This is a genomic window from Fulvivirga sp. M361 (assembly GCF_007097395.1).
GTDB lineage: Bacteria > Bacteroidota > Bacteroidia > Cytophagales > Cyclobacteriaceae > Fulvivirga.
This window is the reverse complement of sequence record NZ_VKDC01000001.1, coordinates 96,527-116,715: the sequence shown is the minus strand read 5'-3', so window position 1 is coordinate 116,715 and position 20,189 is coordinate 96,527. Positions and strand designations below refer to the sequence as shown.

Sequence of the window (20,189 nt, the reverse complement as noted above, 5' to 3'; positions counted from 1 at the left end):
TTCAGTAGCTTTCTGAATTTATGAAGGGACTTCTAAACTCTTTGCCATCGTGGCCTAAGTTGATTAAAGAACTTTATAACAATAAGAAAGAGTATTTTTTATTCATTTTTTCCCTTTTAATAGCCGGAGGTATTGGTACTATAGCGTTGGGCTTTTTTCTTACCATATTACAGGACCTTTATGGCACCGGACTTAATCAATTTGATCAATCCGTATTTGAATTGATCCACGGTCTGCGCTCTGAAAGTCTTACGATAGTGATTACATTTATCACTCACCTCGGAGGTGCGCCGATGTACTTTGTGTTAATACCGCTTATCGGTCTATTGCTTTATTACAGAGGACATAGCTGGAAGCTGGCCATACAATCCAGTATCGTATTATTTACAGCTTTCGCACTAAATGCGGGACTTAAATATTTTATAGCAAGACCCAGACCGTTGGCTGATATCCGGTTGATAGAAGCGTATTCTTATAGTTTTCCAAGTGGCCACTCTATGAGCGCTACCGCTTTTTATGGCTTCCTTATTTACCTTACCTTCAAATATGTACGACGCGGGTTTTGGAAGGCATTTCTTTCACTTGGGTTGTTAAGCTTAATCCTTGGTATAGGTTTAAGCAGGATATACCTTGGAGTACATTACGCAACGGATGTCTTTGCAGGGTTTGTCGCAGGGTTATCATGGCTTATGATCTGTATAATATTGATCCGTTCTGTTGAATTTTACAGAAGCACAGACCATTTGTCAGATTCTGACCCCCACAATTAGAATATCGTCCGTCTGTTCGTTATCCCCTTTCCATGCCTGTAGTTGTTGTTTTATCATTTCATGCTGTTTTTCCATGCCTTCATCTTGAATGGTGTATAGTAACTCACGGAAACGAGAATACATAAATTTCTTGTTATTGTTACCTCCAAACTGGTCTATGGCCCCATCTGTAAACAAATAAATAGAATCATTAGGCTGTAACGCTACTTCATGTTCGGAATATTCCCTGTTTTCATCGAACAGGTTACCGCCGACCGGATAATAGTCACCTTTTAGTATTTTTAATTCCTTATTGGAGAAGTAGTAAAGAGGTCTTTTCGCTCCGGAAAACGTGAGTTTTTTAGCTTCCTGATCAAAAAGGCAAATGACCACATCCATGCCGGCGTCTGACTTTGACTTGAGTGTAGCAAGTAGTCTTTTATTGAGCTCGTACAGGATCTTTCCCGGTGTCATGATCTTTAACTCATGAATGATCTGATTTAACAGGGAGTTACCCATAACATTAAGAAAAGCAGCAGGCACGCCATGACCCGTACAATCTACTGCCGCCACAATCACCTTGTTTTCATGTTCGGTGAACCAATAAAAGTCACCATTCACTACATCTCTGGCCTCAGTGAACACAAAAGCATCGCCAAAAACATTTTTTAGTTTGTTACCATCCGGAAGAATTGCTTTTTGAATGTTTCTGGCATATATCATGCTATTCATGATATTGTTATTTTTTTCTACAATTTCCTTATTCTGGACCTGAAGGATCTCATTGGTCTGCCTTCTGAACTTGATTTTTCTGTATTGTAGCACTACTATGATCGCTACCAAAAAAAGAATGCCCACCAGCCAGTACATCAATAAAGTATTCTGATCCAATTTCAGATCTAATATCTCCGATTCCTTCCTGAGTAATTCTATTTCATTTTGTTTGGTACGTATTTGGTAACTTTTTTCAATGGCGGCTAACTTTTCATTTTTGTCTGCATCGTGGATCTCCTCTTGAATGATGATATATTTTTTATAGAATTCCATTGACTTTTCAAGCATGCCCATTGCCTGATAAGTATCAGCCAGCCCTTTGTAGTTTTCTTTGAGTATTACTTTTCCATCTCCCTGAAGTGCTCTTCTAATGCTGAAATTATATTTTTCGACTGCCCTGTTATACTCACCCTGTGCACTATTCAATCGGGCGAAATCCGAAAGAAAACCGGCTATATGATAGTTTTCATCAATATCATTCATATAATTGGCTGCCGCGTTATAATAGTATTCCGATGAATCATACTGTCCTTTCATAAAATAATTTTGACCCAGGCTGCCCAGTGATATAAATATACCTAGCTGGTCTTCTGACTCCTTTGCCAATTCCAGGGCCCTTTTGTAGTGCCAGTGCGCCTCATGGTATTGTTTAAATTGCTCATTATAAAGCAAGCCTATATTGTTATAGGTGATAGAAAGTGAAGACAGGTCTTCTGACGATGATTTTAGCTCCAGAGATTTTTTGAAATATGTTATGGCTTCATCCGGTCTTTTCAGGTCCTTCAAAATGAGCCCTACATTGTTATATACTCTGGACAGGTTTTCGTACTCTTTATTTTTTTCATGATACGATTGTACTTTATAAAAGTAGTATAGTGTTTGTTCCAGGTCCCCGATTTCAGCATATAATATTCCTATATAATTAGCTGCTTTTGCTTCTAAGCTGCTGTAGCCCTTACTTTCTGCCAGCTCCATGCTTTGGTTTGCGTAATCCAGTGCTTTTGCCATATCCTCCTGCCGGTATATACTGGCTACATTGTACATGACTTCTATCCTAAGCGAATCATTGGAAGAAGTCTCAAAAATATGTAGTAAACTATCCGTTTCTGTACGTTGTGCAGTGGATGCAGAGTGGACTGTTAATGAAAATAATAGCGCAAGAAGAATAAGCTTTCCTTGAAAAGCGCCACAGAGCATGGGCATGAAAAATTGCATACTATTTGGTTAAGTCGAGTGGATTCCAGTCTTTTGTCATAAATATAACTTAAAATCTCTTTTTAAGGGAGGTAACTTTTACGCATATGAATATCACCTCGGTTTTTAATTAAGAAGCAACTTTTAGAAGGTTAGCTTCTTGCCTCTTTCCTGGACTAATCTTTTTTTCTTAAAAACCGATATAATGCGTATAAACAAACTCATTAATAACTTTATTAAGGCTGTTAAAGGCGAGGAAAAAAACTTCGTGAACGGAAGTATTAACCGTGCCATTTTCATGCTATCGATACCTATGATCCTGGAAATGGTCATGGAATCATTATTCGCCATCGTAGATATCTTTTTCGTTGGCAGGGTAAGTGTGAATGCCGTTGCTACGGTGGCGCTTACCGAATCCGTAGTCATGATCATTTATGCCATAGCTATAGGGCTTAGCATGGCGGCTACTGCTATTGTCTCACGTCGGGTAGGGGAAGGCAATAATGATAAAGCAGCAGAAGCCGGTGTTCAGGCTATTTTCATTGCGGTAGCTGTATCTGTACTATTCAGTTTATGTGGGATCTTTTTTGCGAAGGACATTCTTCGTTTGATGGGCGGAGAAGAGGCATTGATTGAAGAAGGGTATGGGTATACCAAAATAATGCTGGGCGGAAATGTCACTGTCATGTTGCTTTTTCTTATCAATGCTGTATTTCGTGGCGCGGGAGATGCTTCTGTAGCTATGCGGGTATTGTGGATTGCGAATGGGCTTAACATTATTTTAGATCCGATCTTCATTTTTGGATTGGGACCTATTCCTGCGTTTGGAGTGGAAGGTGCCGCTATTGCTACGAATACAGGTCGTGGCATTGGGGTGATCATTCAACTTCTGGCACTTACCGGCGCCGGATCTGTGATAAAAGTAACCTGGCGTCATATCAAAGTACAGTGGGATATAATTGGCAACCTGCTTACGATCTCGTTAGGTGGAATTGGTCAGTACATGATCGGTACGCTGAGCTGGCTCTTTTTGGTTCGGATAAGTGCCGTATTCGGTAGTGAGGTGCTGGCAGGGTATGCCATTGCATTTCGTATCATTATGTTCACTATTTTACCCTCCTGGGGTATGGCCAATGCCGCGGCAACGCTCGTTGGCCAAAACCTTGGTGCCAGTCAACCGGACCGGGCCGAGCGTTCCGTGTGGAAATGTGCCTTTTACAACATGATCTTTTTGACGACGGTATCTTTGATATTTGGGATATGGGCAGAAACATTTGTAGGTATGTTTTCTCCTGAGTCGGAAGTGGTAAAGTATGGAGCTATTGCCTTAAGGATTATTTGTTGTGGCTATATTTTCTTTGCTTATGGTATGGTGATTGGTCAATCATTTAACGGCGCCGGAGATACCAGAACACCCACTGTCATCAACTTCTTTTGTTTTTGGATGTTTGAAGTGCCGTTGGCCTGGGTACTTTCCCGCACTTTTGACCTTGGACCTACAGGGATATTTTTAGCCATAGCTTTGGCCGTGGCTTTATATGCTGTAGTAAGCATTGTGTTGTTTCGCAAAGGAACCTGGAAACAGGTTAAGGTTTGAGTGTCAATGGCATAGTGCATAGAGTATAGTGCAGTTGGCGATGAGGAGATTACGTCTTCCTCCCGGTTGTTATCGCAATGACATGTGGAAATAACAACACCTCCATTGCCAACTGCATGATTACAAGCTATCCTTCGTATTATGCGCTTCCACGCAAAAATCTATATATTGGCAGAGGTTTTTTTTAAAAGGAAAGCGTGGACAATTCGATTTGTGAAGAAGACATTTACCATAGCGCTTATGAGGCGCATGCCGGGAAGCTGCGAAACTTTATGTATTACCGGTGTGGCGACCTGGATAAAGCGGAAGACCTGATGCAGGAGGCGTTTATCCGGCTTTGGGAAAATTGTAAAAAAGTGATCTTTGAGAAAGCCAAGTCATATCTTTTTACTACAGCTAATCGCCTTTTTCTGAACCAGATAGAGCATGAAAAAGTAGTGTTGTCGTTTGAAAAATACTCACAACCCCAGGCCGAGGTAGAAGACCCTGAATTTCAATTGAGAGGTAAAGAATTTAAAGCTGCTCTGGAAAAGGCCATTGCTGATCTTCCCACCAGTCAGCGGGAAGTATTTCTGATGAACAGGATTGATAAAATGCCTTTTGAAGAAATAGCAGACATACAAGGGGTAAGCGTGAGCGCGGTACATAAAAAGATCTACAAGGCCCTGGACCGGTTGAGAAAAAGTGTGGATGAGCTGCGGAATAGAAAAATTTAAAAAATAAGACCAGGGGTGGTATCCCATTGAAGATACCTGTTCTATAGATACAATGAGTAATACTCGGGACCACAATGAAACGATCATCCGCTGGCTGAATGGCGAGTTGAGTGAAGATGAATTCGCTAATTTCAAAAAAAGTGATGGCTATGCTCAATACAAAGCTATATTGGATGAAACTGACAGCTGGTCTGTTCAGCCTTTGGATATGGCTGCCAGCTATAAGAAACTGATGGACAAGCGGGGAAGCGGGGAAGTAAAGGTCATTGCCTGGTATCAGACCAGTGCTTTTCGCGTTGCCGCCGTGCTTCTGATGTTGCTGGGAGCACTTATTTATTTCACAGTAGATTCCTCTGCGATAGTAAAATATAAAACAGACTTGGCGGAGACATTAGAGGTTATGCTACCGGATTCTTCACAGGTGTATCTTGGCCCTGCTTCTTTCCTTTCCTATGACCGGGAAGCATGGGATGATGTACGACAAATAGACCTTGAAGGTATGGCTTATTTCGAGGTAACCCATGGCAACCCTTTTGAAGTAAGCTTTGGACAAGGAACAGTAGTGGTACATGGTACCGCTTTTGAAATAAAGAGCTTTGATGACTATGCCTCCGTAACCTGTTATGACGGTAAAGTGGAAGTAGTAGCCGGTGACAGCTCGGTGATGCTGACACGTGGGAAAGGGGTGAAAATCAATCTACGCTACAAGATGAGGGCCTTTGATTTTCAGAATTCCAGGTGGTCTGAAAACAGTACCCGGTTCAACCAGGCGCCTTTGTCGGTGGTGCTGTCTTCTTTAGCGGCAAGGTTTGGTGTATCCGTAACCAGTGATGAAGTGGATACAAAACGAACGTTTACAGGAGCATTTACCCACAGTAGCCTGGAGGATGCCTTAAATACAGTTTGCACAACCATGGGATTGACCTATGAAAAAAATGGTGATACTGTTATTTTACAGTAATTTGCCATAGTATGACCAAACTGTTTTTAGTAACAATTTTTTCTTTTTGCCTACTTCCATTTACCGGATGGGGGCAAGCAAGCCCCAGGCCGCTGAGAGAGGTTTTAAGCTATTTACAGGCACATCACCACATCACCTTTTCGTTTGCGGATGATATAGTAGACCCATTGGTAGTTACGGTGGATTATGAGCGTGTTTCCCTGGAAACGTTCCTTGCCCTGGCTAACCGTGAGACAGGGCTGGTGTTTGACAAGGTCGATGAAGACATTATCCTGGTAAAAAAAATAGCGTATAATGTTTGTGTACGTCTTGTTGATCAGGGGTCTGGAGGTGATTTGAGCGGTGTTCAGATTTTGTTGAACGAGCAACCGGCCAATATAACCACAGACAAAAAAGGGTATGCCCGGTTCAGTAAATCATTGACTTTCCAGGATACCGTGAGTTTTCGATTTATCGGTTATGAGCAAACAAATGTAGCTGCGGGAAGCCTGTTAGAAGCGGAATGTACGGATGTGCCGCTCCGGTTCAGCGCTACTACATTAGACGAGGTGGTGGTCAATTATCTGAGCAAGGGCATTAACCTGACGCGTGACGATCACAGCATAATGATCAACACAAACGATATGGCGCTCTTACCCGGAGAAACCGATGGCGACGTTTTTCTGGCGGTGAAGAATTTACCTGGAATTTCAGCTCCTAATGGCAAAGCCGGGAACCTTCATATACGGGGTAGTACTACAGACCAAACGCTGGTATTGTATGACAATATTCCCATCTACCATAAAGGGCACTACTTTGGGGCCATTTCACCTTATAACCCATGGATAGTGGAAAAAGTAAGGGTATACCGCAGTGGCTTTGGTCCTGCCCTCGGCGGACGTGTAGGGGGTGCGCTCGAATTGGAAAGCAGGAGGACAATACCGGATTCAGCTACGTACAAAGCAGGGCTCAACAGCTATTTTGGAGCGGCTATTGTGACTATTCCGGTAAGTGAAAAAGTGGCTTTCAATGGCACAACCCGCCTGGCCTACCCAGGCAGCTGGCGATCACCAAAACTGGAGGCCATTAATGATATGGTATTTCAGCCCTCGATAGCTTCCCTGGCAGAAAATAATCCTGTACAAAGCGTATTGGAGGATGACTTTCGATTCAGGGATTCTAATGCTAATCTAACGGTGAACACAGAGAACGGGCAGGTATTCATCAGCTTGCTTGACGTGGATAATCAACAGGAAGTGTCTATAAAGAACCTGAATAACAACAGTCTTCAGTTCACCAACTATCGTTTACAAAACCGTGGCGCTAACCTCCAATGGTTGGCATATTGGTCTTCCGTATTTAATACAAATGTTTCATTGATGCGGTCGATGTACAAGTACAATTCCACCATATTCATTGACCCTGAAGATCGCCCTCCTTTTTTACAAGATACTTTTGAAAATGAGATCAACGACTGGAGTTTCAAAGTTGAAAATAACGTGGAGTTTGGAACTGCCGGAGGTAAAACACTTCAGTTCGGTTATGAGCTAAATCGTCATGAGGTGATGAGTAAAAGAGAGGGTAGGTTACGAGGACAGGCTATTGAAGCGATAATCTCGGACCGGTCGGCCTTTTTGCATGCTTTTTTTGTGAACCACTCTGCTCAACTGCTGGAAAAAATGACATTGAATGCCGGGATACGAAGCAATTATTACTCAAGGACCAAAGACTACCGGCTTGAACCTCGTGTTTCCCTCAATTATCAACTTACCCCTAATTGGTCTCTTAAATCCAGTGCAGGCATGTACAGCCAATACATTACCCAGGCGGTATTCTTTGATTTTGAAGATACGCGTGCAGAAAACTTGTCATGGGGCCTGGCCGATAGTCGCAGGCCTGTCGTGAAAAGTAGTCAGTGGATGCTGGGTGGTTTGTGGGATAAAAATGGGTGGATGATAGACCTGGAGCTTCATCAGAAGCAGGTGGAAGACCTGTTTACAGATACCCCTGATCCGGGACCGGGAAATGTTGATCCATTTATATCCGGAGGCCTGTCCGTCTATGGGGCAGACCTGCTGATACGTAAAAACTGGGGTCTTTTGGATGCATGGATAAGTTATAGCTATTTATACACCGAAATGGACTTTGTCGAATTAAACCAGCAAACCTTTAAAACGTATTACGATCAGCCGCATGTTTTTAATATTACCGGCACCTTGCCCTGGAGAAGATGGAAGTTTTCAGCGGGATGGCATTTTTCTTCCGGTGTACCTGATTATTCACAAAGTACTTTTTTTCCGGAACCCGGAATATCTCAGGGACCTCCGGCAAACCCCAACGAGCCGGTGCCTTCGGAATCGTATAATGGCCGGTTTCCGTCGCGACATCAACTGGACATGGCGGTCGTATATGATTTTTCGCCACGAAAACGACGGTGGAAAGGTTCTTTAGGGCTTTCACTACTCAACGTTTACGATGAGAACAACCTCGTGGAAGAGGGTGAAGTGACCTTTGGCCCTGTAACTTCCTTTGAAGGTAGATATGCCATTGGTTTTGCTCCTAATGTGATGATTAATTTTCAGTGGTGATATCTGATGTCCCTGCCTTTAGGAATTTATGACTGCGGCAGTCTCCTTCTCGTGTGGTGCAAATCGACTTAGTTCGCGTCCAGCGATGGTGAGATTGCTTCTTCTCCCTGCCATTATCATCGCAATGACGAGTGGGAAGTAAAAAAAATATTGGCCTTGCGTTTAACTAAAACTTCAATTAAGAGTGCAAAAAGTTTTACAATGGACGTTAAAAAGAGACCAGTGAACATACCTATATAGTACAGGGTAAAATCTTTTTCCTTTTTTGCGAGGGGCACTGAACCGATTTCATGTTGTGGTAAAAGCGTACTGGCCACGAATTCCTCTTCATCCAATGCAACAAACCCTGGTTTCTTGCTCCTTATGGATGGATGTATTTCATTGTGAGTCATCCCCATACTATTCGGATCAATGCGAGCAGCGTCATAGGCATATATGTGAGCTGAAGTGACCATGGTCATGAGAAAAGAACAAATCCATAACATATGTTTTAGACCGGATACTACTTTTTTATGGACTGGGTATGCTATCAATTTGGTGGTTAGGAATGTGATTTTATTCGTATTCATATTGATTTTGAAATTTTGCTGTCAGTTGGTTGCCTTACGCTTAAAACAGGTATGGCATAAATAATACCACCCCTACTGAAAATTAATTGTCGAAAGGATCGGACTATTTTTCGTCAGCGTATACCGCTGTACCTGAAAGTGTATTTAGATGGGCTATGACATGAGTAAAGTAAAAAAATGCCCGGACGTCACTGCGATGGAGGAGGGTACGACTGTGGAAGTCTCCTGGTCGTGTGATGTAAAGCGATTTGGTCTACGTCCGGTGATGGTGAGATTGCTTCTTCCTCCTATCGTCGTCATCGCAATGATGTCGAGATAGTAAGGCAATGACGTTGGAGAGAGAAAGAGAACAGGTAAATTTTATCCTGTCTATGACGTGATCATAAGAAAACTTATGACTTTTATTCTTATCAGGAAATGATGTTAAACCTAATTCATAAACATTTCAGGATGTTTTTCATCTATATCGGTAGCTTCCTGATAAGTATGCGCCAGCTCAAGAAGGTTCCCCTCTTTGTATAAATTGCCGATAATCGAAAAGCTGGTGGGACTTCCTTTTTCATTAAACCCGTTGGGCAATACTACACAAGGGTGTCCGGTAAGGTTTGTCATCAATAGCTGGTTTCCGCCATAGCTGGGACATACTATGGCGTCATACTCCTGAAATAGTTCATTGACCCGGAGAATCAGTTCATATCTTATGCGATTAGCATTGACGTAGTCTGTAGCAGATAAAAAGCGGCTGGAACGGAAGTAATTGGGCCAGGCGCTCTTTTTTTGATTTACTAACAGGTCATCTTTATTTGACCTGGTGAGGTTGTCAAAAGCGGCGGACGCTTCACCTGCCAGTATCATGGAAAGTGCCATGACCGGGATATCGGAAGGTAACTCTATTGCCTCCATTTTCACACCCATTTCCTCGAAGTGGACAAGGGTAAGACTGTCATTTGCTTTGTTTCCGGATTCGTCAAAAAGTGTTTTTAGATAGGCCACTTTCAGGTTCTTTATATCCTGGGTGGCATCAAAGTTAAAGGCTGCCTCAACGACCGTGCGGTCTTCTCCATCCTTTCCTTTGATCACATCAAAAACCATCGCCGCGTCACGTGCTGATCGGGTGATAGGACCAATTTTATCCATGGACCAGCTCAATGCCATAGCGCCGGAACGGCTGACTCTGCCAAAAGTAGGGCGTAATCCTGTGGTACCACAACGTGTAGAAGGAGAGACAATAGAGCCCCATGTTTCCGTACCTATGGCGAAGGGTACCAGCCCTGCGGCAGTGGCTGATGCGGAACCCGCAGATGAACCGCTGGAACCCTGTCCAATATTCCAGGGGTTTTTTGTAACGCCACCGTACCAGATATCCCCCATGGCCAATGCGCCTAATGTTAATTTAGCTACTAATACCGCTCCTGACTCCTCCAGCTTTTTAATAACAGTAGCTGTTCCGGCAAGCTCCTGGTCTTTATAAGGCATAGCGCCCCAGGTAGTTTTGTAACCGTCCAGCGCCAGAAGGTCTTTAACACCATATGGAATGCCGTGCAATGGTCCGCGGTACTTCCCGGCCGCCAATTCCTTATCCGCTCGTTCCGCCTGTTTTATGGCCAGGTCTTCGGTCAGTGTGACAAGGCATTGCAGTGTATCCTGATATTTTTTGATCCTTTCCAGGAAAAATCGGGTCAGGTCAACAGATGAGATCTGCTCAGAGCGGATCAGGTAAGAAAGCTCTGCTACAGTATAAAAGGCCAGTGCATTTTGATCCTCAGGTAGCTTCACATTGGAAGGGAGATTAAAATTAAGTGCCTTTTGGTCATTGTCAAGTTGGAAGCCGGCAGGGCGGGGGTTGAAATCTAATGCCGGGACCGTGGAGTTTGGCAACTTGTATTTATGTAATTCACGTAGCAACGCTGCCCTTCCCCACACATTTTCACGGAGCGAATCGCGCTCGGAAGCTGTATATTCCAGGTTAAAATACGGCTCCATTACCGCTATGGAGTCTATATTTCCAGGCTTGGAGGTGGTGTTAGTACATGAGCTTAAGATGGTTAGTGCTACTACTAAACCAACAGGCGTTAAAATCTTCATAAATTTTTATTTTTGCTTAACTCTAATTTAGTGGGATTGATCAGCTTTTAAAAGCTATGTTCGACCGCCTGTATAAAAAACCAATGGCATGAGATGGGTTTACGGTTTAGGTGGAAAGGCGCTGATGGCCAGCACTGGATGACAGTAGAAAAACTTATGCACTTGTTGACAACCAAATGATATACCTATGAAGAAACATTTTAAAGACCTGATGAAGTACAACGATTGGGCCAATCAAAGGGTGCTGATCACTTATGAAGAACATGCCATTGAAGATGACCATTTGCTGACCCTCTTCAGTCACCTGATCAGCGCACAGATAGTTTGGCTAAACAGGATCAAAGACCTTCCTACATCTCCTTTTCCTATCTGGGAACAGTACAAACTTCGTGAATTACGTACCATGACCATGGAGAGTTCTACCAACTGGCTTAATTACATGGATGAACACCAGTTCGACACGTTTGAAGAGATGATCTTCTATAAGAACAGTGAAGAAAAGAGGTTTGAAAGTACCATAAGAGAGATTGTAACCCATATGGTTAATCATAGTACTTATCACAGAGGTCAGATAGCGCTTGCGCTTAAAGCTAAAAACATAGAGCCGCCCGTAACGGACTTTATTGCGTATCGCAGGCTTAAATAGGTCGCTTAGAATGATAATATACCAGGTATGGGGCTGTTAAGTGTTAGGTAAATATTTAAAATATCCCTGCTGAAGCGAAGTTATCTTGACTTCATTAACATTTTTGCTAAAAGACTGAAAATCTTGCATTTGATGGGTTCAGAGCATTAACACACCTTTTTGAACGGTTACTATCACCCATTCCGGTGGTATTTAAGAGCGTCGTTGAAAGTTGGTTGTTATGTTGAAAAGTGCAGTAATAGCGTTCTTAGTCGTTTTGTCTTTAGGAAATAGTTTTTCCCAAAATAGCCGCCAGGCAAAGGTTGGGGTAATTGACCTCAGTGATCTCAAATTTTCACACCAGGAAATTATCCCACTGATAGGCCAGTGGGAGTTTTATTGGCACCACCTTTTGTCCTCTGATGATTCTATCAGGGCGATGATCCCGGACTTAAAATACATGGTAGTGCCCAATGTATGGAGCTTTTATGACCTGCCTTCCAAAGGTTACGGTACTTACAGGCTGAAGATGTTGCTCCATGAGGATGTGGACAGGTTGACCTTATTGGTCCCTAACGTTTATTCTGCTTACCGGCTTTTTGTCAATGGAGAAATAAAAGCTGAAAATGGGCAGGTAGGAAACTCCCGGGCAAGTACACAGCCTGATTGGGAAGAGAAGCTGGTGCATTTGGAAGGGTTGAACAAAGAGGTAGAATTACTCTTGCAGGTAGCTAACTTTCATCATAGTCGCGGAGGAGTACATAAGCCCATTTTAGTAGGGTCCTTTGAAGATATTCTCAAACATCGTGAATTGATCACTTTTGGAGACACTTTTTTTTTGGGTGGTTTGATACTGATGGCGGCATATTTCCTCACCTTTTTCATCTTCCGTTCGAAATTAAGACAATACTTATATTTTAGTTGTTTATGCTTTTTTTGGGCGATACGGGTGGTGATCGCGCATGATTATCTGGTCAACAATCTATTTCCGGATATGAGTTGGAATGTGTCACTTCGTTTGGAATACCTCAGTTTGTACTTAAGTTTCCTGATGGGTATGTTATTCATTCATCATGTATTTCAATACAGCAAGGTGTTATTTACGGGTATACTTAACATTATTAATTTCATATTCATCGTTTCTGCCCTCGTATTACCTACCGATATTTTTACCTTGTTACTGAAAGGGTTCTTCATTTTTGCAGGGCTGGGTCTGATCAATGCATTATATGTTATTATTCAGGCCATTTACAAAAAGCAACCTGAAGCATGGTTTTCTGCGACGGGTATTGCGGTAGGAGTAGTTATTTTTTTCATAGAGTATATAGCCTATAATCATTCCAGCATTATCAACCTGCTTTATCTTAATATGGCCTATTTGGCGGTTTTTTTTATCAATGGATTGGTATTGATCCATGGTTTTGTACAGGCCCATCATCGGATAGACACATTGGAATCAGAACGGTCTTCTTTGTACAGGATACATGGAAGGTAGTGTCGGCTTTGTAAAATATCGTTCTCTTATTCCGGCTCATTTCATACCTTTATGGAATGAGTGCACCTGAAAAAAAATTATTTTTACTGGATGCGTATGCCTTGATTTACAGGGCTCATTTTGCGTTCAGCCAAAATCCGAGAATAAGTTCCAAAGGCGTCAATACCGGCGTAATGTTCGGGTTTACCAATACCTTATTGGAAGTATTGCAAAAGCAAAAGCCTACCCATATCGCCGTAGCTTTTGATACTTCTGCGCCCACTTTCCGTCATGAGCAATTTGAAGCTTATAAAGCTAACCGTGAAGAAACCCCGGAAGATATAAAAACCGGGATACCTATCGTGAAAGAGATTCTGAGAGGGTTTAATATCCCGATCATCGAAAAAGACGGATATGAAGCGGATGATATTATAGGTACGCTGGCAAAAACGGCTGCCAGAAAGGGCTTCGAAGTATACATGATGACCCCTGACAAGGATTTTGGTCAATTAGTAGAGGAACATATCTTTCTTTATAAGCCCGCCTATATGGGCAATGCTGTGGATGTTATGGGAGTGCCGGAGGTATTGGCGAAATGGGACATTGAACGTATTGACCAGGTAATTGACATGTTAGGTCTGCAAGGGGACAGTGTGGATAACATTCCCGGTATCCCAGGCATAGGCCCTAAAACAGCTTCCAAACTTTTGAAAGAATATGGTACGGTGGAAAATCTGGTAGCCAATACAGATAAACTGAAGGGCGCTCAACAAAAGAAAGTGCAGGAGTTTGGAGAGCAAGGTATCCTCTCGAAAGAATTAGCCACTATCAACATAGAAGTACCGGTAGCATTTAATGAAGATGAGCTGCATTATGATGGCCCGGATGAAGAAAAGTTAAAGCCCATTTTTGAAGAACTGGAATTTCGTACTATTCATAAACGTGTATTTGACCAGGAACTGAACGCCGGGACCAGCTCGACCGGACAACTGGATATGTTTAGCCAGGGAAGCGGCGCTTCTGCAACAAACGAAGAAGAGAAAGAGCCGGGGGTGATGCAAACAATAGCAACGGTAGAGCATGATTATCAACTGGTTCAGGAACAAACAGCCATTGATCAATTGGTTAAATCCCTTCAAGGACAAAAAGAGTTCTGCTTTGATACTGAAACTACCGGCGTAGATGCCGTAGAGGCTGAAGTAGTGGGTCTGGCCATTTCTTATGAAAAACACAAAGCTTTTTATATTCCTGTGCCGGAAGACTTTCAGGAAGCAACAAAAATACTTTCGGCTTTCAAGGGTGTTTTGGAAGATCCCTCCATTATGAAAGTGGCACAGAATATAAAGTATGACGTGCTGGTATTGAAAAAATATGGCATCCATGTAGATGGCCCTTTGTTTGATACCATGTTGGCGCACTATCTCATAGAGCCGGAGACTAAGCACAGTATGGATGCTATGGCAGAGCAATACCTTAACTATGTACCTGTTTCCATCCAGACGCTGATAGGCCCAAAGGGAAAAAATCAAAAGAACATGCGTGACCTTGATCCTAAAGAGGTGGTAGAATATGCAGGTGAGGACGCAGATATCACTTTACAACTCAAGGAAATACTGGAAAAGGCTATGACGGAAGAAAGCCTTAAAAAGTTACTGAACAAGGTAGAGCTTCCATTGGTACAAGTGCTGGCCCAAATGGAGTATGAGGGAGTTAAGATTGATGAAAGTGCGTTGGCTTCCATGTCTGGCGAGCTACAGGAAGAGAGCCTTAAAGCGCAGGAAGAAATTTTTAAAATAGCCGGGCGGGAATTTAATATTGCCTCACCCAAGCAGCTGGGCGAAGTACTTTTCGATGAGCTTAAGCTGGTAGAAAACCCCAAAAAGACAAAGACCGGTCAGTATGCTACGGGTGAAGAAATATTGAGTAAGCTGGCCAATGAGCATGAAATAGCCTCAAAGATTCTGGAATTCAGAGAATATCAGAAACTGAAATCCACCTATGTGGATGCTTTACCCAAAATGGTGAGCCCACGTGATGGCAGGATACACACGGACTATAACCAGGCAGTGGCCGCTACGGGAAGGTTAAGTTCCAATAACCCTAACCTGCAGAACATTCCTATACGCACTCCCAAAGGTCGGGAGATCAGGAAAGCTTTTGTTCCTAAGGATGCAGACCATGTGTTACTTTCCGCGGATTATTCCCAGATAGAATTAAGGATAGCGGCTTCGTTTGCCAAAGATGGGTCTATGATCGAGGCCTTCAAAAACGGCAGGGATATTCACTCCACCACGGCAGCCAAAGTATTCAATGTACCGTTGGATGAAGTAGATCCTACCATGCGACGAAAAGCCAAGGAAGTGAACTTCGGGATCATATACGGTATTTCAGCCTTTGGATTGGCGCAGAACCTCAGTATTCCCCGATCGGAGGCCAGTGATATTATCAAAGCCTATTTTAACGAGTTCCCTGGTATTAAGCAGTACATGGACGATTCCATTCAAAAAGCCAAGGAGAAGGAATACGTAGAAACCATAGAAGGCCGAAGACGTTATCTGCGGGACATTAACTCACGTAATGCCACTATGCGTGGCTATGCAGAACGCAACGCTATTAATGCCCCTATACAGGGTAGCGCGGCCGATATCATAAAAATAGCTATGGTAAATATCCATAAGTGGCTCAAAGATGAAAAAATGGCTTCCAAAATGATCATGCAGGTGCATGATGAACTGGTGTTTGAAGTACCTCATGGTGAAGTGGATAAAGTCAAAGAAGGCGTGATCACATTGATGATGAATGCCGCCAAGCTTGAGGTGCCTATGGAAGTGGAGGCAGGTATCGGGGAGAATTGGCTGAAGGCGCATTAAAGCGGTAGGACCTTATGGAGTTCTGCCGGGATATGTAAAGATTACCTATGCAAGTAGTAACCCGAAAGGCAGAAGTAAAAGAACACCTGGATAAGTGCCTCTCAGTCTATGATGGTGAGAACGTGCCGGAGTTAGTTGAGGCGGTGCATTGTAATATCTTAAATAGAAAGGTTAAATTCCCACTTTTAGAATACTGTGGAAAAATCATTTACGGCACATTAACTCACCCGGACCGCATCACTTTCTGTGATCAGTTGGAGGCATTAAAAACAGAAGGTGGTAATGTTATATTGGGTATTATCTTACAAAATGAATTATCTGACCATTTCGAGCTGTCTATTCAAAAAACGGTCGAATACATATCACGGGCTGATGTCTGGTATGTTTGTGATATCATAGGAGAGCGGGTGTTTGGATTTTCGCTATTGAATCAACCAGCGAGAACTATCCCGGAAATACAAAGATTGACGACGTCTGATAGCAACTGGGTAGTACGGTCGCTGGGCGCCGGAGTTCATTATGCGATAAAAAAAGGTCTGGGTAAAGCAGATGTAAGGACCGTATTCCGCATTTTACTATCCAACGCTGGTTCAACGGATAAAGAGATAAGACAAGGAGTGGGTTGGGCGGCTAAAACTACGGCTGCTTTTCATCCTGATGTTATTGACTTTTTCAAAGATAAGATCAATGATAAAACATCTGTAGCCAATTGGTTCAGAGCTAAAATTGAAATAGGGTTAAGTAGAAACAGGTATGCCAAAAGAAATTCTGGTTAAATCTGTATTAAACAAGACCAAGAAACGGGATAGCTGGTTCCTGGATGACTATACGGTCAACCCTTATAGCAGCTGCTCTTTCAATTGCCTGTATTGTTATATCAGGGGAAGTAAATATGGTACGAACCTGGAAAAAAGCCTGTCGGTCAAAGCCAATGCGGTAGAAATCCTGGATAGACAATTAGCCAATAGAGCTAAAAAGAACCAATACGGATTTATCGTTATATCATCTGCCACAGATCCTTATCTGCAAATTGAAAAGGACTATGGACTGACCAGGGCAGTCTTAAAAACTGTCCTGAAACATAGATTTCCGGTTCATATCATTACCAAATCGGACCTGATCGAAAGAGATTTTGATCTCTTGCACCAAATTGATCAGTGCTCTGTCCTGCCGGAAGATTTAAAGGAGCTAAAGAGAAGGGTGATCATATCATTTTCTTTTTCCACTTTGCAGGATGAGGTATCGAAAATATTTGAGCCGGGGGCTACCAGGCCGTCTGTAAGATATGAGACACTAAAAAAGACCATTCATGAAGGCTTTTTGACCGGAGTGAGCCTTATGCCATTGATACCATATGTATCGGATACTACCGAACAACTTCATCACATGTTTTCAAGGTTAAAAGAGGCCAAAGTAGATTACGTACTACCCGCTACCATCACATTATTCGGAGATGGTCGGGCATCAAGCAGAACACTTATGATGAACGCTATCGAAAAGTACTACCCCGAATTACTGGATAAATACAATAAATTCTTTTCTCATAAGGCTGAAATGCCCATGTATTACAGAAATGCATTTTATAAAAAAATGAAAGAATTATGTAATGAATACACCTTGAATGATGGTATTAGACAGGCCGCATTAAGTAAAAGTAGAAGTACTCAATAATTTCCGGTTCGAAGTATGCATATGACCTAATCACTTTTATCATTAGCAATCAACTGACTGTCCTTTAAAGGCAGCTGATAATAGATTTTAATGGTTTATTGCAGATTGAAGTTGTATTTTATGTGCAAAACCCCGGTTATGGATCGCAAATTATTTATTAAAACAGGTATAACCGCCTCACTTGGTTTATCTGCCTTGCCTATTTTTACTAACGCCCGTTGGCAAACGGACCCTGAACCTCTCAAAACCGCTACGGTCAAGGAATTTGTAGTAGCCGGGCATAAAGATCTGAACAAGGTGAAGGAGATGTTAACCGATCATCCTAATTTGATCTATAGCCGATACGATTGGGGCAATGGTGATTTTGAAGAAGCAATAGAGGGGGCCGGTCATTTAGGGAACAAGGAAATAGCCAGGTACCTGATAGCACAAGGTGCCCGGGTGAATTTAATGGTGCTCACCATGCTGGGTAAGACTGACCTGGTAAAGCCTGTTTTGGAAGAGTACCCTGAGCTATTATTTTCAAAAGGAGCACATGGTTTTACCCTATTGCATCATGCCAAAGTGGGGGGTGAAGAAGCTAAGGAGTTATATGCTTACCTAACTGAACGGGGGCTGACAAAGACCAATATCAAGATAAGGTGAGTTCGTTTTTAACAGGTGGTGGCGGTTTGACCAATATCATCTTGCTCAGAGATTCTGAGATGAGAAACCATGTTAAAAGTCAGCATAATATCTGAGGCCGGGCCATTGAATGACTAGTACTACTTTGTCAGGTTTAACTTTTTATTAATCAATTATTTAACTGTAAAAAGTCAGCTTTCGGTACTATTCAGTCCATAGTATTGAGTGGTTAAGTCTGAAGAGGCCGTGTAGAACATAGGGTCTAAATTTTACCATGAAGTAAAAACCTGTTATGCTGCCAGCTCCTATATCCCAGCGTTTTTGAGGTGAAAAAGAGCCTGTTTAGGGGGGAAGCATGGTCTGTAGGTGTGGTGCACCCACTACCCTTCGGAAAGAAAACAAATTTCACCGCTAGCCTAGTACTCAATACTGAAGACTCATGACCCAATATTACGATCTGGTTATCAATGACTTAAATCTGAAAAGTAGTGCTAGTGTCGTGTCAAGCCTCAAATGGTGGTGGCTGAACGATTAAAGTCGGCAGTAGGCAAAAGGCAGTCGGCAAGAATTATTTTTTTGCTTACTGCCTTTTGCTGACTGGCCAAGAGCTTCCCAATATTGAAATAAAATTCATCCCATAATATTCAACGTCAATAGAGCTGTAACACTACACTTGTGTCACATGGCACTTCCAACGATAATAAATGCTAATTTTGGCTTAGCTCAGTTTGTGTTAACTATTTATTCCTGCTCAATTCATTATGAAATACTCCCTTTTCCTGGTTTCACTGGTGATTTTCACATCGTGTTCTGAAAGAAAAAACAAGGATGCAAAAGAGATATCCGAAGTGCCGGAAGATAAGCACATAGTAACGCCAGAATTTCAATCCTTGATTGATTCAGCTCACCTCGAAGGCACCATATTAATTTATGATCTTCAACAAGATCTCTATTATTCTAATGACTACAAGTGGGCTGGTAAAGGGCATCTCCCGGCCTCTACGTTTAAGATCGTTAACTCTATCATTGGCTTAGAAACAGGTATTTTAGAAGATGACAGTACATTATTCAAATGGAACGGAGAAAAGAGAGCACTGGAAAACTGGGAACAGGATTTAATTTTACGGGATGCCTTTCATTATTCCTGCGTGCCCTGCTACCAGGAAGTGGCCAGAAAGATTGGCGAGAAAAGGATGAATGAATACCTGGATAAACTTGACTATGGAGACATTAAAATAGACTCAGGCAATATAGATGTCTTCTGGCTGGAAGGAGAGTCCAGGATCAACCCATTCCAACAAATTGATTTTTTAAAAAGGTTTTCTATGTCAGAGTTGCCCATTTCCGAAAGAACAGAAGGTATCATGAAGCAGATGATGGTAATGGAGGCGAATGAAAAGTATGTTTTACGCGGTAAGACAGGCTGGTCCGTTAGAAACGGGAATAATAATGGCTGGTTTGTAGGGTACGTAGAAACAACCGACGGTGTATATTTCTTTGCTGTAAATGTGGAGCCAAGGGAACAATTTAACATGAAATTTTTTCCTATGATCAAGAAAGAGGTTGCTTACCGGGCCTTGAGGCACATGGGTATCATGGCAAATTAAAGATCATAAAGGGCAGTCATCTTTATTCCTTGGGCTATATCATTTTCTTATTATATTGACATTTAAGAATAAAATAAAATGCATTTGTTTGGCATTTGCAAATGTA

General features: G+C 42.3%; 15 protein-coding genes. 12 read left to right on the top strand and 3 right to left on the bottom strand.

All coding sequences use genetic code 11. From position 1 onward, the window contains the following. Window positions 1-20 precede the first annotated feature (20 nt). Window positions 21-770: a phosphatase PAP2 family protein gene (locus FNH22_RS00505; RefSeq protein ID WP_143396328.1), complete on the top strand. Its 750-nt coding sequence runs from the start codon at window positions 21-23 to the stop codon at window positions 768-770. Here the strand turns inward: FNH22_RS00505 and FNH22_RS00500 are convergent. Next, window positions 747-2,738: a tetratricopeptide repeat protein gene (locus tag FNH22_RS00500; RefSeq protein ID WP_143396327.1), complete on the bottom strand. Its 1,992-nt coding sequence runs from the start codon at window positions 2,736-2,738 to the stop codon at window positions 747-749. The two genes, FNH22_RS00505 and FNH22_RS00500, sit on opposite strands and share 24 nt — an antisense overlap. 184 nt (window positions 2,739-2,922) lie before the next feature. Here FNH22_RS00500 and FNH22_RS00495 point away from each other — a divergent pair, with 184 nt between their 5' ends. The 4 genes from FNH22_RS00495 to FNH22_RS00480 all read left to right on the top strand — a co-directional run bounded on the left by FNH22_RS00495 (window position 2,923) and on the right by FNH22_RS00480 (window position 8,558). Next, on the top strand, window positions 2,923-4,314 hold the full coding sequence (locus FNH22_RS00495; protein ID WP_143396326.1) for an MATE family efflux transporter: 1,392 nt from the start codon (window positions 2,923-2,925) through the stop codon (window positions 4,312-4,314). A gap of 197 nt (window positions 4,315-4,511) precedes the next feature. Continuing rightward, complete coding sequence (locus FNH22_RS00490; protein WP_221420182.1) at window positions 4,512-5,030, top strand: RNA polymerase sigma factor; 519 nt, start codon at window positions 4,512-4,514, stop codon at window positions 5,028-5,030. 52 nt (window positions 5,031-5,082) lie between these two features. After that, window positions 5,083-5,991, top strand: a complete 909-nt coding sequence (locus FNH22_RS00485) for a FecR family protein (protein WP_143396325.1) — start codon at window positions 5,083-5,085, stop codon at window positions 5,989-5,991. Between the two features lie 11 nt (window positions 5,992-6,002). After that, entirely contained in the window at window positions 6,003-8,558 is a 2,556-nt protein-coding gene (locus FNH22_RS00480; protein ID WP_143396324.1) for a TonB-dependent receptor plug domain-containing protein, read from the top strand. Between the two features lie 116 nt (window positions 8,559-8,674). On the opposite strand, the gene FNH22_RS00475 is transcribed toward FNH22_RS00480, so the two are convergent. Together FNH22_RS00475 and FNH22_RS00470 are read right to left on the bottom strand one after the other, a co-directional pair. Then, a complete protein-coding gene (locus tag FNH22_RS00475) occupies window positions 8,675-9,043 on the bottom strand; it encodes a hypothetical protein (protein ID WP_143396323.1) in 369 nt (122 codons plus the stop codon). 513 nt (window positions 9,044-9,556) lie between these two features. Then, window positions 9,557-11,212, bottom strand: coding sequence for an amidase (locus FNH22_RS00470; protein ID WP_143396322.1), 1,656 nt, complete (start codon window positions 11,210-11,212; stop codon window positions 9,557-9,559). Between the two features lie 187 nt (window positions 11,213-11,399). On the opposite strand from FNH22_RS00470, the gene FNH22_RS00465 reads away from it, so the two are divergent. From FNH22_RS00465 to blaOXA, 7 genes are all read left to right on the top strand, one after another. Then, the gene (locus FNH22_RS00465) at window positions 11,400-11,858 is read left to right on the top strand and encodes a DinB family protein (protein ID WP_143396321.1); all 459 of its coding nucleotides are present in this window, start codon (window positions 11,400-11,402) and stop codon (window positions 11,856-11,858) included. A 220-nt stretch (window positions 11,859-12,078) separates the two neighbouring features. Continuing rightward, a complete protein-coding gene (locus tag FNH22_RS00460) occupies window positions 12,079-13,332 on the top strand; it encodes a 7TM-DISM domain-containing protein (protein ID WP_143396320.1) in 1,254 nt (417 codons plus the stop codon). Window positions 13,333-13,388: 56 nt separating this feature from the next. Then, entirely contained in the window at window positions 13,389-16,181 is a 2,793-nt protein-coding gene (polA, locus tag FNH22_RS00455) for a DNA polymerase I (RefSeq protein ID WP_143396319.1), read from the top strand. 47 nt (window positions 16,182-16,228) lie between these two features. Then, complete coding sequence (locus FNH22_RS00450; protein WP_143396318.1) at window positions 16,229-16,957, top strand: DNA alkylation repair protein; 729 nt, start codon at window positions 16,229-16,231, stop codon at window positions 16,955-16,957. Next, a complete protein-coding gene (locus FNH22_RS00445; RefSeq protein ID WP_143396317.1) occupies window positions 16,935-17,852 on the top strand; it encodes a radical SAM protein in 918 nt (305 codons plus the stop codon). Before FNH22_RS00450 ends, FNH22_RS00445 begins: the two co-directional genes overlap by 23 nt. 138 nt (window positions 17,853-17,990) lie before the next feature. After that, window positions 17,991-18,497 (top strand): ankyrin repeat domain-containing protein, encoded by a 507-nt coding sequence (locus FNH22_RS00440; protein WP_143396316.1) that lies wholly within the window; start codon window positions 17,991-17,993, stop codon window positions 18,495-18,497. 740 nt (window positions 18,498-19,237) lie between these two features. Then, on the top strand, window positions 19,238-20,083 hold the full coding sequence (gene blaOXA / locus FNH22_RS00435) for a class D beta-lactamase (protein ID WP_143396315.1): 846 nt from the start codon (window positions 19,238-19,240) through the stop codon (window positions 20,081-20,083). Window positions 20,084-20,189: the final 106 nt, after the last annotated feature.

Excerpts from the sequence above, each read along its gene's own strand:
- FNH22_RS00450 (WP_143396318.1), top strand. The coding sequence starts at position 16,229 with ATGCAAGTAGTAACCCGAAAGGCAGAAGTAAAAGAACACCTGGATAAG.
- FNH22_RS00500 (WP_143396327.1), bottom strand. The coding sequence starts at position 2,738 with ATGCAATTTTTCATGCCCATGCTCTGTGGCGCTTTTCAAGGAAAGCTT.
- FNH22_RS00445 (WP_143396317.1), top strand. The coding sequence starts at position 16,935 with ATGCCAAAAGAAATTCTGGTTAAATCTGTATTAAACAAGACCAAGAAA.
- FNH22_RS00440 (WP_143396316.1), top strand. The coding sequence starts at position 17,991 with ATGGATCGCAAATTATTTATTAAAACAGGTATAACCGCCTCACTTGGT.
- FNH22_RS00475 (WP_143396323.1), bottom strand. The coding sequence starts at position 9,043 with ATGTTATGGATTTGTTCTTTTCTCATGACCATGGTCACTTCAGCTCAC.
- blaOXA (WP_143396315.1), top strand. The coding sequence starts at position 19,238 with ATGAAATACTCCCTTTTCCTGGTTTCACTGGTGATTTTCACATCGTGT.
- FNH22_RS00465 (WP_143396321.1), top strand. The coding sequence starts at position 11,400 with ATGAAGAAACATTTTAAAGACCTGATGAAGTACAACGATTGGGCCAAT.
- polA (WP_143396319.1), top strand. The coding sequence starts at position 13,389 with ATGAGTGCACCTGAAAAAAAATTATTTTTACTGGATGCGTATGCCTTG.
- FNH22_RS00505 (WP_143396328.1), top strand. The coding sequence starts at position 21 with ATGAAGGGACTTCTAAACTCTTTGCCATCGTGGCCTAAGTTGATTAAA.
- FNH22_RS00460 (WP_143396320.1), top strand. The coding sequence starts at position 12,079 with ATGTTGAAAAGTGCAGTAATAGCGTTCTTAGTCGTTTTGTCTTTAGGA.
- FNH22_RS00495 (WP_143396326.1), top strand. The coding sequence starts at position 2,923 with ATGCGTATAAACAAACTCATTAATAACTTTATTAAGGCTGTTAAAGGC.
- FNH22_RS00485 (WP_143396325.1), top strand. The coding sequence starts at position 5,083 with ATGAGTAATACTCGGGACCACAATGAAACGATCATCCGCTGGCTGAAT.
- FNH22_RS00480 (WP_143396324.1), top strand. The coding sequence starts at position 6,003 with ATGACCAAACTGTTTTTAGTAACAATTTTTTCTTTTTGCCTACTTCCA.
- FNH22_RS00470 (WP_143396322.1), bottom strand. The coding sequence starts at position 11,212 with ATGAAGATTTTAACGCCTGTTGGTTTAGTAGTAGCACTAACCATCTTA.